15 protein-coding genes are annotated in these 14,774 nt (G+C 27.6%); 9 read left to right on the forward strand and 6 right to left on the reverse strand.

The window, feature by feature from the left end:
• Positions 1 to 61: 61 nt before the first annotated feature.
• Positions 62 to 1,819, reverse strand: a complete 1,758-nt coding sequence (locus KGF38_RS01900) for a cell wall-binding repeat-containing protein (RefSeq protein WP_074179377.1) — start codon at positions 1,817 to 1,819, stop codon at positions 62 to 64.
• Between the two features lie 268 nt (positions 1,820 to 2,087).
• On the reverse strand, positions 2,088 to 2,978 hold the full coding sequence (locus tag KGF38_RS01905; protein ID WP_074179378.1) for an MBL fold metallo-hydrolase: 891 nt from the start codon (positions 2,976 to 2,978) through the stop codon (positions 2,088 to 2,090).
• Positions 2,979 to 3,126: 148 nt separating this feature from the next.
• Between KGF38_RS01905 and KGF38_RS01910 the strand changes: the two genes are divergently transcribed.
• The 3 genes from KGF38_RS01910 to KGF38_RS01920 all read left to right on the forward strand — a co-directional run bounded on the left by KGF38_RS01910 (position 3,127) and on the right by KGF38_RS01920 (position 5,497).
• The gene (locus KGF38_RS01910) at positions 3,127 to 3,987 is read left to right on the forward strand and encodes a YitT family protein (protein ID WP_054270281.1); all 861 of its coding nucleotides are present in this window, start codon (positions 3,127 to 3,129) and stop codon (positions 3,985 to 3,987) included.
• A gap of 319 nt (positions 3,988 to 4,306) precedes the next feature.
• A complete protein-coding gene (locus KGF38_RS01915) occupies positions 4,307 to 4,873 on the forward strand; it encodes a TerD family protein (RefSeq protein ID WP_054270280.1) in 567 nt (188 codons plus the stop codon).
• A 42-nt stretch (positions 4,874 to 4,915) separates the two neighbouring features.
• Positions 4,916 to 5,497 carry a TerD family protein gene (locus KGF38_RS01920; RefSeq protein WP_054270279.1) on the forward strand — a complete coding sequence of 194 codons (582 nt, stop codon included), beginning with the start codon at positions 4,916 to 4,918 and terminating at the stop codon, positions 5,495 to 5,497.
• A 117-nt stretch (positions 5,498 to 5,614) separates the two neighbouring features.
• Here the strand turns inward: KGF38_RS01920 and KGF38_RS01925 are convergent, their stop codons facing one another.
• Positions 5,615 to 6,532, reverse strand: coding sequence for a LysR family transcriptional regulator (locus KGF38_RS01925; RefSeq protein WP_054270278.1), 918 nt, complete (start codon positions 6,530 to 6,532; stop codon positions 5,615 to 5,617).
• Between the two features lie 129 nt (positions 6,533 to 6,661).
• Here KGF38_RS01925 and KGF38_RS01930 point away from each other — a divergent pair, with 129 nt between their 5' ends.
• Positions 6,662 to 8,293, forward strand: a complete 1,632-nt coding sequence (locus tag KGF38_RS01930) for an FAD-dependent oxidoreductase (protein WP_074179381.1) — start codon at positions 6,662 to 6,664, stop codon at positions 8,291 to 8,293.
• 2 nt (positions 8,294 to 8,295) lie between these two features.
• Entirely contained in the window at positions 8,296 to 9,243 is a 948-nt protein-coding gene (locus KGF38_RS01935; protein ID WP_227832130.1) for a 4Fe-4S dicluster domain-containing protein, read from the forward strand.
• Between the two features lie 313 nt (positions 9,244 to 9,556).
• On the opposite strand, the gene KGF38_RS01940 is transcribed toward KGF38_RS01935, so the two are convergent.
• The 3 genes from KGF38_RS01940 to KGF38_RS01950 form a co-directional block, all read right to left on the reverse strand.
• Positions 9,557 to 9,820 carry a DUF1883 domain-containing protein gene (locus tag KGF38_RS01940; RefSeq protein ID WP_054270275.1) on the reverse strand — a complete coding sequence of 88 codons (264 nt, stop codon included), beginning with the start codon at positions 9,818 to 9,820 and terminating at the stop codon, positions 9,557 to 9,559.
• 98 nt (positions 9,821 to 9,918) lie between these two features.
• A complete protein-coding gene (locus KGF38_RS01945) occupies positions 9,919 to 10,164 on the reverse strand; it encodes a hypothetical protein (protein ID WP_054270274.1) in 246 nt (81 codons plus the stop codon).
• A gap of 414 nt (positions 10,165 to 10,578) precedes the next feature.
• The gene (locus tag KGF38_RS01950) at positions 10,579 to 10,947 is read right to left on the reverse strand and encodes a C-GCAxxG-C-C family (seleno)protein (RefSeq protein WP_054270273.1); all 369 of its coding nucleotides are present in this window, start codon (positions 10,945 to 10,947) and stop codon (positions 10,579 to 10,581) included.
• Positions 10,948 to 11,393: 446 nt separating this feature from the next.
• Between KGF38_RS01950 and KGF38_RS01955 the strand changes: the two genes are divergently transcribed.
• The 4 genes from KGF38_RS01955 to KGF38_RS01970 all read left to right on the forward strand — a co-directional run bounded on the left by KGF38_RS01955 (position 11,394) and on the right by KGF38_RS01970 (position 14,773).
• The gene (locus KGF38_RS01955) at positions 11,394 to 12,350 is read left to right on the forward strand and encodes an L-threonine 3-dehydrogenase (protein ID WP_054270272.1); all 957 of its coding nucleotides are present in this window, start codon (positions 11,394 to 11,396) and stop codon (positions 12,348 to 12,350) included.
• A 297-nt stretch (positions 12,351 to 12,647) separates the two neighbouring features.
• Positions 12,648 to 12,995 (forward strand): hypothetical protein, encoded by a 348-nt coding sequence (locus KGF38_RS01960; RefSeq protein WP_054270271.1) that lies wholly within the window; start codon positions 12,648 to 12,650, stop codon positions 12,993 to 12,995.
• A 39-nt stretch (positions 12,996 to 13,034) separates the two neighbouring features.
• On the forward strand, positions 13,035 to 14,006 hold the full coding sequence (locus KGF38_RS01965; RefSeq protein ID WP_176702506.1) for a 3'-5' exonuclease: 972 nt from the start codon (positions 13,035 to 13,037) through the stop codon (positions 14,004 to 14,006).
• A 107-nt stretch (positions 14,007 to 14,113) separates the two neighbouring features.
• A complete protein-coding gene (locus KGF38_RS01970; RefSeq protein WP_054276677.1) occupies positions 14,114 to 14,773 on the forward strand; it encodes a DUF421 domain-containing protein in 660 nt (219 codons plus the stop codon).
• Position 14,774: the final 1 nt, after the last annotated feature.

Genomic DNA, 14,774 nt, shown 5'->3' on the forward strand with positions numbered 1-14,774 from the left:
ATTGATAATTAAGTAAAGCTTATATAATTTAAAAATTATATAAGCTTTATTTTCATATATTTTATTCACCAAGTGTTATATTGTTTATGCCATTATTTTTAACCTCAATAACTGGATGCCCATTTCCTAAAATATAATCTTTAGACCAACCATCAGGTAACTTATTTAACCCATTGCCTATCAACTTCAAGTGTAAATTTGATGGTTCTTTTTTCAAGTTTAATTTAAAGATTCCATCAAAGTTATCTTTGCCATCTTTTCCATACAAGCTTATATCTCCACTTATATTCGTAGCTGTTATATCTACAATTCCATCATTTGACCTAAACTTTATTTCAGATGATATAGTTTCAGCTGTTACAGCTGAAATACCATCATTAGTATTTATATTAAATGGATATGTAACACTATTATCGACAATTTTTGCAATTCCATCATTAACATTAACTGTAGCTCCACCTTTAATATTATAAAGTTCTACTGTTCCTCTTTCTACCTCTACATTAAAATTAGAATACTCTTTATCAGGAATCCCAATTTTTATAACATTTACCATTTTATCTTTATTTGCATTTATCATATTATCGCCATTCATATCTTGTGAAGGTCTATCTTGCTTCTCTATTTTTTTCTTAGCACTTACAAACAATTTTCCATCCTTCACATTATTGGAAGAACTCTCTTTATTCACAGAAAAAGTACAATTTTTTTCATTAGTCACACTTACATAGTCAAATTCAAATTTATCAGTATTTGTCTTTTCAACAACTACACCTAAATTATCTATTTCTATAGATACTTCAGAAACTTCATTCCCTTCAATTGAAGTTAGGTGTTTTACAATGTTTGGAGTTATGTTCATATCATTATATTCCACTACATCTAGACATTGTTTGTATGTATTAGCATCAATTCCTCCAACTTTTGTTATGCTTTTAGCTCCTTTTAAAATACCTTTGTTACTTCCATCAGCAACTAAAACGATTGGTTTTTCTTTAGCTAGAGGAGATAGTGTTAGCGCATCTACCAATTGATACCCCTTTGTTATGTAAAAATCTGTTGCTCCATTATAAAATTTCTCTATCACTTTTTTATTAGTTTCAAACCTATCATTGCCACCAATTCTAGTTGCATTAGTTTTCTTTACTAAGTCTTCACTTATTGCAGACTTGCCTCCTATTGCGTACACATTTAAGTCTTCAGTGCCAAATGGAATTGATTTACCATCTGTAAGTATTATGGCTCCTTTGTTTTTTGCAGCTACAGGTGCTACACTCATAGCATCAGCCTCTCCTACAAATCCATTTGTCAGCATGACTTCTTTTACCTTACCAACTTCATTTATTTTTTTTGCTACATTGTAACTAGTTTCAATTCTATTATTTCCATTTATTCTTTCAACTTCAATACCTTTTCCTTTTATATCTTTTTCTACTGAATTTTCAATAGTATTGTAGCCACCAATTATATATACTTTTTTTACAGTATTCAAAGTCTTATTGTCTAGTCTAGTCGAAGTAGCTTTTGGTATCTCATTTTTTTTAGTTAAAAGTATAGGTGCATTAATAGCTCCAGCCAATCCACTTGATGAAAGTCCATCAGATAAACTTTTATCTCCATTAACTAATATTACAGTATCATAATTCTGCTTGTCTGCTATAAGCCCTGCTGTTTCATATCTGTCATTTCCTATTATTGAATCCTCTTTAAACTGTGCGTTTACAGTTAGATTACTAAAAAGAAACATAGTCAAAGCCAAGGTTGATATACTTATTTTTTTACTGAATTTTTTGAATTTTTTATTCATAATCTCTACCATTTCCCCCTATAAATTCTTTAATTTGCTTATAATCTATCCTCTTATTTACAAATTATAACATAATTTTATAATCAAGCATCTATTTTTATAAAATTATAAGTCAATTTATACCAATTATTTTATCTTATTCATTATAAAATTTATTTGTTATAAAGTAAAAAACAAATTTATATTTAAGACTTTTATAAGCTTTTAGAGGTACTGTTGTTTATTTTTTGTGATAAATTGATAGTAAATTTAATTTTTATCATTACTTTCTAACTAATATTTATACAGTTTTTATCAACATCTTGCCACCGTCAAACACGTATTCAACCATTTTATTCTCATATAAATATGTTATATAAGAACGTATTGTACTTCCAACTAATACATATTGATTAGCATCAAGTTTAACACTATACAAATCACACATTTTTTCAATAACTTCATCAATTGTAATTGCTTCACAACAGACTTTTTTAATATTATCTATTATTTCTTCCATCTTATTTTTATTAATATCAATTAAATTTTTTATATCTCTAGTTTTAACAGAATGACTTGGAACAAAGAAATCTGCTTCTAAACTTCTCATTTTTTCTAATGTCTTAAATTGTGATTCTATATCCAATAGGAAGAAAAAATGATATTTGGTAATTATATTTTCTGGTGTAAGACTATCTGCAACAAACAAAACATCATCTGGAGTTCTAATACCAATCATTTCAAAATAATGACCTGGAAGAGAAATAGCTTCAAGTTCTGTATCTACAATTTTTCCATTTGAAGGTATAATATAATCAACTTCACTTTCTTTTGCTAATAGAAACTTATTTTTCAGTGCTTTACTTGGATAGCCTCCATATAAAAATGTTGATTCTAGTATTGGATTTTCTGTAAAATATCCTTCCATTTTAGTTGTAGCAATTTTGCATTTTGTTTGATTCTTCAAATATGCATTTCCTCCTATATGGTCTGCATTTGAATGAGTGTTTATTATTAATTTAGGATTTAGATTATGCTCCTCTAACAATCTTAAGACTTGTCTAGCAGTATCTTTGTTATTTCCACTATCAATTAAAGTTGCATCATTACCATCTACATATACACCTACTATTGTAGGGAGTGGAATATAATACGTGTTTCCTTTTATATGTTCTAGAGTTAATTTAGCCATTTTATAACCTCCCTTTAAATTTATTTTTAATTATAGCATTAATTTTCAGAAAATTCCAATCAAATTATTTTTATAATATATTTTTATTTTTTTTATTAAAAATTGGAAAAACTATATAATATATATTATAATCTATATATAAGGAGTGATGTTATTGAAAAAAGATATAATAACTTTTTCAGAAATTTTAATATTAATTGTAGGCTGTATATTAATGGCAATTTCTCTTAACATGTTTTTTAATCCACATGCAATCGCTGCTGGTGGTATAACAGGGCTTGGAGTTATTTTAAACGCACTATTTGGTATAGAACTTTGGATTGTCAATTTAATTTTAAATGTTCCATTATTCATATTTGCTTACAAAATACTTTCAAAGAAAGATTGTTTTAAAACAGTTTTAGGAATAATTTTTCTTACTATAGCACTTAAGCTTACTGCAAATATGGCTACACTAGATATCACAAATGATATGTATCTTGCAATTATATCTGGTTCTATTTTAATGGGAGTTGGTCAAGGTCTTATTTTTAGAATAAATGGCTCTACAGGTGGAACTGATTTGATGGCACTCCTACTAAATAAATATTTTCCTACATTTAGTATACCTGTTTTGATGGGTATTGTTGACTGTGTTGTGGTAGTTCTATCAGGTATAGTAAATAGACAGGTTGAAATTGCACTTTATTCAACTGTAGCTTTATACATTTTAGTAAAAGTCAGTGACTTACTTATTGAAGGATTTAATTATTCAAAATCATTTACTATCATATCTGACCTTTCAAAAGATATAAGCAAAAAAATAATGGAAGATTTAGATAGAGGTGCAACTATCCTAAAGGGCGAAGGCGCTTATACTGGAGAAAATAAGAATGTGCTCTTAGTGGTGGTTGAGAAAAAAGAAGTTGTCGAATTAAAAAAATTAGTAAAAAATGTCGACCCTAATGCATTTATCATAATTACAGATATACATGAAGCTTTGGGTAATGGATTTAAAAAAATAGAATAAATATAAAACAAATGGCAGACATAATTAACATATATAAACAGAGCTTTTTATATGTTAATTATGTCTGCTTTTAAATTTCTTTTTTATTTTATTATCAATAATCCAAAACACTTCCATCATAACTACCTCCAGACTTTATATAAATTTTTCTAGATATACTTGAACTTAAATATAACATTCTAAAATATTTACGTAATTATACAATTAAATAGTTTATAGATATAGCCAAATTAGTCTAAGTATGTATATAATAGAGCTAATATGATTCTTACACTTATAACTACCAATAAAACTTAAAATACAAAAAGGAGAACTAAAAATGAGTGTTAGTTTACAAAAAGGACAAAGAGTAAGTTTAGTAAAAGACAATAATCCTGTAAAAAATGTAATTGTAGGATTAGGATGGGACATGAACAAACTAGGTAAAAAAAATTATGACCTAGATGCTTTTGCAATAGCATTGACTAACCAAGATAAAATGAGTTCTAAGAGTGATTTAGTTTATTTTGGGAATCTTAAGCATCCTTCTAAAGCTATTATACACACTGGAGATAACTTAACTGGAAGAGGTGAAGGTGATGATGAACAGATAATGGTCAATTTAGATGGTATTCCAGAATATGTACATAAGATAATTTTTGGAGTCTCTATATACAAAGCTAACAAAAGAAATCAAGATTTTGGTCAAATGAATAATTCTTTTATAAGATTAATTGATGCAAATTCTAAACAAGAACTATTTAAGTATAACCTTCAAGAAGATTTTTCTGGTAAAGTCACAGTTTTGGCAGGTGAAATTTATCAAAGAAATGGAGAATGGAAATTTAATGCTTTAGGTATTGGTCAAAATGAAGAACTTCGTGAATTAACTAATTTATATAGTTAATAATAATTACAATAAAAAATTTATAACAAGGAGTTGTTTTAAATGGGTATAACTTTGGCAAAAGGACAAAAAGTAAGTTTAACAAAAACTAACCCTGGTCTTAAAAAAGTAGTAGTAGGATTAGGATGGGATACTAATAAGTATGATGGTGGCTTTGATTTTGATTTAGATGCTTCTGCATTTTTAACTGGTGCTAATGGTAAAGTTACAAATGATGGAGACTTTATATTCTACAATAATTTAAAACATGCTTCTGGAGCAGTTGAATATATGGGTGATAATAGAACAGGTGTTGGTGATGGTGATGATGAACAAATAAATGTAGACTTATCTAAAATACCACAAGACATTGCTAAAATATCATTTACAGTTACTATAAACGAAGCTGTAACAAGAAGACAAAATTTTGGACAGGTTGAAAATTCATATATAAGAATCTACAATGAAGAAACTAACGAAGAACTTATTAAATATGAATTAGGTGAAGATTTTAGCATAGAAACAGCAATAGTAGTTGCAGAATTGTATAGACATAATGAAGAATGGAAATTCAATGCTTTAGGTTCTGGTTTCGAAGATGGTCTTGCAGGACTATGTGGAAACTTTGGTGTTAATTTAGGTTAATATTAATTTAAAATAGTAAAGATATTTTTTAAACTAAATCTATTTAATAGCATAGGCGAACAAAAAAAGAGTATATTAATATACTCTTTTTTTATTTCCTATTTTATTTTTAATATGTTATAAAACATTCATTTTTTTATTCTTTTTTCTCATTTGCTTTTTTCCAAACTCTACTGAAATATCAAAAAATGATGAGATATTTTCTGTAAAAAATTTATTTTTATGATATGCAATGTCGAATGTCCTCTGTAAATTGATACCCTCAATATCACAAGACCATAAAAGATGCTTTTTTAAATAATCTTCAACAAGTAATTCAGATATAACTGCAATACCAAAATTATCTACAACTGCTCTCAATATAGCTTCAGAATTATAACATGACCATCTAATATTCATTGGAATTTTCAATTCTTTTAACTGATTTTCTAACTGTGCTCTTGTGCCGCTTCCCAACTCACGCATAATTAATGGTTGATTCGAAAGTTCTGAAACGTTTATGTAATCTCTTTTGTAAAACTCATGCTTATTAGAACATATAAGTACTAAATGGTCATTAATAATGCTTTTTGTAACAATATCTGGATGCTTTATTTTGCCCTCTACAATGGCAATATCTAATTCACTATTAAGTAGTTTCTTTGCAATCAACCTTGTATCTTCTACAAATACTTCTGGTTCTATCAAAGGATTTACTTTATATAACTCTAGTATTATTGGGCTTATTACACATGTTCCAACAGTTACTGTAGCTCCAACTTTTATACGAATATTTTTTGCACAGTGTTTCATGCAATCATTCATTTCTTCATTTATAGATAAAAGATGCCTCCCATATCCAAGAAGTTTTTTTCCTGCTTCTGTCAAATATAATTTTTTTGAAATTCTTTCAAATAACTTAACTCCATACTCTTTTTCTATTTCTGAAATGACTTGACTAACTGATGACTGTGTAATATACATATTTCTTGCTACTTCACTCATTTTACCACACTCGGCAACCTTAACAAATATCTCAAGACTGCGAATAGTCATATTATCACAACCTTAGCAAACATTAGTAAATACTTATGATTTTATTAATATTTTAGTATTTTACAAATGTATTGTCAAGAACTATAATTTTAGCATAGAGTTATAAAAGAGATTGGAGTGTGATATATTGTGAAAGTATTGATTATAGGTGGAGTTGCCGCTGGAACAAAGACTGCTGCAAAAATAAAACGTGAAATGGGTGATAACTGCTCTGTTACAATTCTAAATAAAGGTGAAGATATTTCTTATGCTGGTTGTGGTCTACCATACTATGTTGGCAATATAATTAAAGATAAATCATCTTTAATTGTCAATACACCTGAAAGTTTTTCGAAGCTAACAGGAGCAGAAGTTCGTTGTGGTGTTGAAGTTACCTCTATTGATAGAGCTACAAAACAAGTAATTTTGAAAACGATTTCAACAGGAAAAGAAGAAAATTTAAGCTATGACAAACTTGTAATTGCTACAGGAGCAGACCCAATAAAACCACCAATACCTGGCATTGACTTATCTGGAGTATTCTTTATGCGCACTCCAAATGATGCTATAACACTAAGAGATTCTATTGGAGATGGTGTTAAGAGAGCTGTTGTTATCGGTGGAGGTTTTATTGGTCTTGAAATCGCTGAAAACCTTTCTGCAATGGGCATACGTGTAAGTGTTATTGATATGGCTGAACATGTTATGCCTGGATTTGATACCGACTTTGCTGAATATGTTGAAAATCATATGGCTGATAAAGGTATAATGATTTTTACAGGTGACCAAGTTGTAGGCATTGAAGGTCAAAATAAGGTCGAAAAACTTCGTACTAAAAATAGAGTCATTAAAACAGATTTAGTAGTTATGTCAGTTGGGATTCGCCCTAACACAGACTTTCTAAAAGATACAGGTCTAGAATTTGCTCCAAATAAAACACTTATTGCAGATGAATATATGCTTACAAACGATAAAGATATATATGTAGTTGGAGATTGTGCATTTGTAAAAAATGCTTTAACAAATAAACCTACATGGTCACCTATGGGTTCATCTGCAAATCATGAAGGTAGAATTTGTGCACAAAATATATCTGGTAAATCTAAAACCTACAATGGTGTCCTTGGAACAACAGTAGTAAAATTACCTGAACTCAATGCAGGAAAAACAGGACTAAGTAAAGAAACTGCTGAAAAAGAAGGTTATAATGTTTGTTCTGTAACTATAGCTACTGATGACAAAGCTCACTATTATCCAGGTGCATCTAATTTTATTATAAGAATGGTTGCTGAAAAGGATACTAGAAAATTATTGGGTGTTCAAGTTATGGGACCTGGAGCTGTCGATAAAATAGTAGATATATCTGCCACTGCAATAACTTTAGGAGCTGACCTTTATTCATTAGAAAGTATGGACCTTGCATATGCACCGCCTTTTTCAACTGCTATTCATCCATTTGTAGTAGCAGTAAATGTTTTACAAAACAAACTTAATGGAGAACTTGATAGTGTTTTACTTGATGAAATAGAAGACTTTGATAGTTGGACTAAAATAGATGTTTCAAAAGCTCCTTCTATTCCTAGCTTACGTTATCTTCCTGTTGGGGAGATTAATGGAGAAATTGAAGGTCTTTCTAAGGATGAAAAAATCCTTCTTATATGCGCAAAAGGTAAAAATAGTTATATGGCTCAAAATCGTTTAAGACGCTTTGGCTATACAAATACTAAAGTTCTTGAAGGTGGAATACTATTTTATCCAAATCTTAAGGTAATGGAGGAGTAATTATGAGTAATATTACAGCAGAACAAAAAAAAGAATTAAAAGGTAGAGGTTTTTTACCAAGCAGAGATGGAGAACATTTTGCAGCGCGTATAATAACTGTAAATGGCGTAATAAATACATCTCAAGCAAAAAAAATTGCAGAAGCTGCTGAAAAATTCGGAAATGGTCAGTTAGCATTTACTACTAGATTAACAGTAGAGTTACCTGGTGTAAAATTTGAAGACATTGAAGCTTTAAGTGAATTTATTGCTAGTGAAAATCTAATCACAGGTGGAACTGGTTCAAGAGTTCGTCCTGTTGTAGCTTGTAAGGGTACTGTTTGTGTTCATGGTTTAACTGATACACAGGCACTAGCTGCTGAAATACATCAAGAATTTTACAAAGGTTGGTATGATGTAAAGCTACCTCATAAATTTAAAATTGGTGTCGGAGGATGCCCTAATAATTGTATTAAACCTGACTTAAATGACCTTGGAATTGTTGGTCAACGTGTACCTGATTACGACTCTGAGTTTTGTGTTGGTTGTAAAAAATGTGCTGTTATGGAAGTCTGTCCTGTCAAAGCAGCTAAATTAACAGATAAAGGTAAACTTGAAATAGATAGTAATTTATGTAATAACTGTGGAAAATGCATAGAAAGTTGTAATTTTGACAGTATTGAAGAAAAAGAATCTGGTTATAAAGTATATATAGGAGGAAAATGGGGAAAATCTGTTCGTCCTGGAACACAAATCGATAGATTGTTTTCAAAACAAGAACTTATGACTTTAATTGAAAAAGCAATTCTTTTATTTAGAGAACAAGGTAAAACAGGAGAACGCTTTGGAATAACAATTGACAGGATTGGTGTTGATAAATTTATAGATATGCTTTTATCAGATGATGTTTTGGAAAGAAAAGAAGACATACTTGATGCTCCTCTACACCTTAAAGGTGGAGCTTTATGTTAACAATAAATATTTTAATAGTATAAATTTTACTAATATGTATAATTTAGTTAAGAACAATAAAAAATTAAGTATTATAAATAATTTGTAAAGGTATATACAAATATATCTTTACAAATTATTATTTTATAACAACTATTTATTAATTTTATGTTAATTATATAAAATACACAATAAGTAATAATCTCTGATATTTTCAAGTAGTATTGGATAGATTATATCCTATCTCTACATATAAGTTTCCCTATATGCTGACTACCTTAGCTACTAACTCACGACTAAAATCACGAGTGTGTGTAGCTATTTTTTAATCAAATTAATTTTGAATTGTATTAATTGAAAAACCAACTATTCCACTATTTCCATCTTGATTTACAACCAAATACCATGTTCCTGTATTAGGTACTCTCATTCTACATAGATTTTTCTTGGCAAACCCGCCATAGTAATCATAATTTTTTTGATTTTTAAATTTCACATAATTTATATGATCTAGCAATATTACATTAGCTTGTTTCTCTAAATTTACTTCTACAATATCCCCTTTTTTTAGATTCATCTTGCTATAACTATATTCCATTGAACTACCCCTCCAGTATCGAATAATCTTTGTTATTTACTCATCTCATATATATAAAAATCCATTTAAAGTATTATAATTACTATATAATTACATTATTATCCAGCTTTAACTTTGTCTACTACAACCCAAAGTTTATTAAAAATATTATTGGCAACGACTTCTCCATCCCATACTACTTTTTCTTCTTTATTTTCTAGTAAAGCATAATACCCAGAGTCAGAACTTTCATCTTTATAGACCGTAACGTAAAACTCTTCATCACTATATCCGGGCTTATCTTTAAAGTCTTCAGATATTTTACATTTTAATATATATCCTTCTAATTCTTCCTCTATAAACAAATCAATTCCTCCAATCTCTATATTTTTACTAATTATACCATATTATGATATAATCTTTGCATTTTATCTTAAAATTCTATTTTTTCTTTATTTTATAAATAAATTATATACTTTTCTGCTTTTTTACTTTATATTACATTAATTATCTCTTTTATTTTCTTATATATTTCTTTATAATTTATAAATTTACTCATTAGTTTATTTCACTTTATATTAATAAATATAACAACTCATTTAATATTAAATCATTTACATTTTCTTAATTACAGCATTTATATTTTTTTATCAATTATTATCGTTTCAAGTAAATTATTTCGATTAAAATATAATAAAATTAATTTTTAAATTATAATATATTGAAAATAATAAAAAAAACAAGTATTTTATTAAATATAAAATACTTGTTCTCTATGATTATTTTTGACTTTCTAGCATTTCATTTAAAGCATCATATGTGAAATTTATTATTTCTTCACAACTTACTTTATTTTTCTTCAAGGATGCACATATTTCTGTGCTGTATCTATCTCTTACTCTATTCATTAATTCTCTTGAATACTTTCTTGCCATATTTTCATCCAAATTACTCTTTCTTCCATTTAGATAACCGATTATGACAATAGCTGCATTTACAGCTCCACAGACACTTCCAACAGTAATTCCAACCCCCATACCACTTCCTATTGAAATGGGTATATCTGTGTTATGTTCTTCATTATAAGACTTTATTAACGCTTCTGCACAAGTGTATCCTTGGCTATGATATATTGATGGTCTTGTCATTTTTATACTTCCTTTCAGATTTTATTTTATATATTTTATTACTGTTTAATATTATAATAGTATCAATATTGTTATATAACATTTCTACAACTATAAACTCTAACTTATGTTTACAATATCTAAGTTTATAGCTTTCTAAATTTAAATTACTTTTTATTTATGGAATTGCCTCTACTAAATATTTCAAATGATATGATTTTATTATATCTTAAATTTATCTTAATTTCTGTGACTTAGTCACACAATCTATATCTATTTATAATAATTTAATCTAATTTACCAGTATTATGTAATATGTCTTTGAATATTACTTTTTTAAACAGTAATTGAACTCTATTAAATTAAACAATATATTATTGAGTTTAATCCTTTGTATTTAAACAAAAGATTTGCTAAAATAAAAATAAGCAATACTACATAAATCAAACCCCAAGGAGGTTGCCAAATTGAAAAAAATACTTATAACAGGTGCATTAGGACAAATAGGTTCAGAATTAACTATAAAACTTAGAAACGAATATGGAGATAAAAATGTAATTGCTAGTTCAAGAAGAATAAAAGATGGAAACACTGTGTGTGAATCTGGTATATTTGAAATATTAGATGTTACAGATAAAGACCGCTTCTTTGAAATTGCTAAAAAATACGATGTGGACACTATAATTCATCTAGCTTCTCTACTTTCTGCAGTTGCTGAAAGCAAGCCTTTAGAGGCATGGAATTTAAATATGAATGGATTAATAAATGGACTTGAAATAGCTAGAGAACTAGATTGTAAATTTTTCACACCTAGTTCAATTGCCGCATTTGGTGAAAATTCTCCAAAAAATATGACTCCTCAAGATACACTACAAAGACCTAATACTATGTATGGTGTAACTAAAGTTTCTGGTGAGTTACTATGTGATTATTATCACTCAAAATTTGGAGTAGACACTAGAGGTGTTAGATTTCCAGGTCTTATTTCTTATGTTACTCCTCCTGGTGGAGGAACTACAGATTATGCAGTTGATATATATTATGAAGCATTAAAAAATAAGAAATATAAATCTTATATAGCAAAAGGCACTAAAATGGATATGATGTATATGCCTGATGCACTTCAGGCAATAGTGGATTTAATTGAAGCTCCAGCTGATAAACTTATTCATAGAAATGCTTTTAATATTACTGCTATGAGTTTTTCTCCTGAGGAAATAGCTGCTTCTATAAAAAAATATATCCCTGACTTTGTAATGGAGTATGATGTAGACCCAGTAAGACAAAGTATAGCTGATTCTTGGCCTGATTCTCTAGATAGCAGTAGCGCAGTAGAAGAATGGAACTTTAAATTTAATTATAATTTAGATAAAATGACTAAAGATATGTTAGAAAAATTATCAGAAAGAGGAATTGGTAAATAACAACTAATCTCTCGATTTTAAAGGAATTCAGGGAATAAGATATTTTATTTTTATAAATTAAATCTATAAGATGTTATTTTATATACTTTTTCTCTGAATTCTAAATATAATTTATTTCAAACATTTAACAACCTATTATTCTTATACACTAATATTGATAGTTTTTCATGTATTAATTATACAAAATAATCTTAAAAACTAAAATGAAAGGAAAAGCTACTATTTTAAGTGTAATAAAAAATTTAATTGAATTTTACTACACTTTTCATAATATAATGTAAGTAGCAGGTACTAATATTGCTAAACTTAAGGGAAATTAGAGAGGAAATAATTAAAAAATATATAGGTGATAGTTTAATCTCTGAGCTTACAGAGGAATTAAAAGACATACTTATAACTGATTTACAGTCTAATCCATTTAAAAGTAGTATTGAACTTAGTATAATCCCAGCAAATATAGAAATATTTAAAAAAATAGAAAACACATTGTTAAACTCTAATGTTAATTTAAAAATGGGTTGGGAAAGAATACTTATAAATTACATACTAAAAGATTTATTTGAATTAAATTATGAAATAAATAAAAGTTGTAATGAGCCTTTGATGTTTAGAATCATTATATCGATTGATTCTTATGATGCTTAGTTACACTAAATAATATACATGAGGATGTGCTTTATATTTATGAAATACAAGTTATTTATAGACTTTGAATTTAATATGCTAGATGATAATAAAAATAAATTAGAATATAATGGAGCTGAATTAATTTCAATTGGCGGAGTTTTAGTTGATAATGAATTTAATATAATGGATGACTATTATTCTTTGGTTAAACCAAAATACAATGAAATACTTTCAAATAAATGTAAAAAGCTTACTAAACTAAATCAATTAGATATTGATAATGCTCCTAACCTTTTATATGTTATGGATGATTTTTATAGATGGTTTTGCAAATTTAATGATATTACAATATACAATTGGGGTGATTTTGACATTGCTGGCCTTCTAAATTCATTTAGAGTATGTAAATATACTGGTAAATGCTTAGAGTTGTTTAATATGATGATTGATATTCAACCTTTTATATCTCAACACATTACATACAATCATAGAATCTTATCTAGACAATTATCTTTACTTAATATGAAAAAGATTTTTTCTGTAGAAGGAGAAATTAAACATAATTCACTTTCAGATGCTATGGATTTAATGAATGTATGTAAAAGCTTTTACCTTAATTATCCTAAAGATATTAACACTCTTGAAGAATTATATAATAAATTACCTCCTATCAAAACTCCTTTATATTATATTCCATACTTCGAAGATGAAAATTTTGAACTTAAATTCGAGAAAACTCCAGAAGATATAATAATTTATCTCAAACAAATATTAAATATACTGAATATAAGTAAAAAAGAAATCTATTTTAAAAAAAGAAGCGTACTAGTAAATAACTCTAAAATTATTAACTTTAAAAATCTGTCTTCTTCTTTTAAATTAATAAAACTCAACGAGTTTGAAGAATATCCTGATTTTATTTTAAAATTAGGAGACAAAAATAATTTTGCTGAATCTGTCATTAAAATAAATAAGAGCAATAGAAAATCTATAAAAAATTTAATATTAAAATTATCAAGAACACCTTAAATAATTGAATTTAATTACTTAAGGTGTTTTTTATATTTTGAATTAAAATTCTTAGATGGGACATAATAACTAAATGCAAATATTTTTTAAAGGAGTAATTGATAGATATGACAGTAGTATTAATAAGAAGTATTATATTATACATAACAGTGCTAATTGCGCTTAGAGTCATGGGAAAAGGTGAGATAGCTGAAATGAACTGTTTTGATTTAGTTATAACACTTTTAATTGCGGAAGTTGCATCTGTTCCAATGGAAAATAATAATATACCAATTATAAATGGCGTTGCAGCAATAACTGGGCTTGTAATTATGCAGACCCTAATTTCATTCCTATCCTTAAAAAGTAGAAAATTAAGTTCATTTTTATCAGGTAAACCTTCTATACTTATAGATAAGGGGAAAATTGTATATAAAGAACTAAAAAAAGAAAGAGTTAGTATAGATGAATTATTAGAACAACTGAGAATTCAGGGTTACTTCAATTTAAAGGATGTACAGTACGCTATTTTAGAGACTGATGGTAATTTAAGTGTTGTACCAGCATCAAGTTATAATAGTACTCCTCCAAGAGCATTTAATCATTTACCAATTCCACTTATATTGGATGGTAGAATAATAAATGAAAATCTAGACATGGCTGAAAAAGATACTAATTGGTTAATGGGTATCTTAAAATCTAACCACATAGAAACTTTTAAAGATGTTCTTATTTGTGTTTTAGACGAAAACGACAAAATATTTATTCAAAATAAAAAGGGTGATTAAT

The sequence above is a fragment of the Clostridioides sp. ZZV14-6387 genome (assembly GCF_020657835.1).
Taxonomy (GTDB): Bacteria; Bacillota; Clostridia; order Peptostreptococcales; family Peptostreptococcaceae; genus Clostridioides; species Clostridioides difficile_A.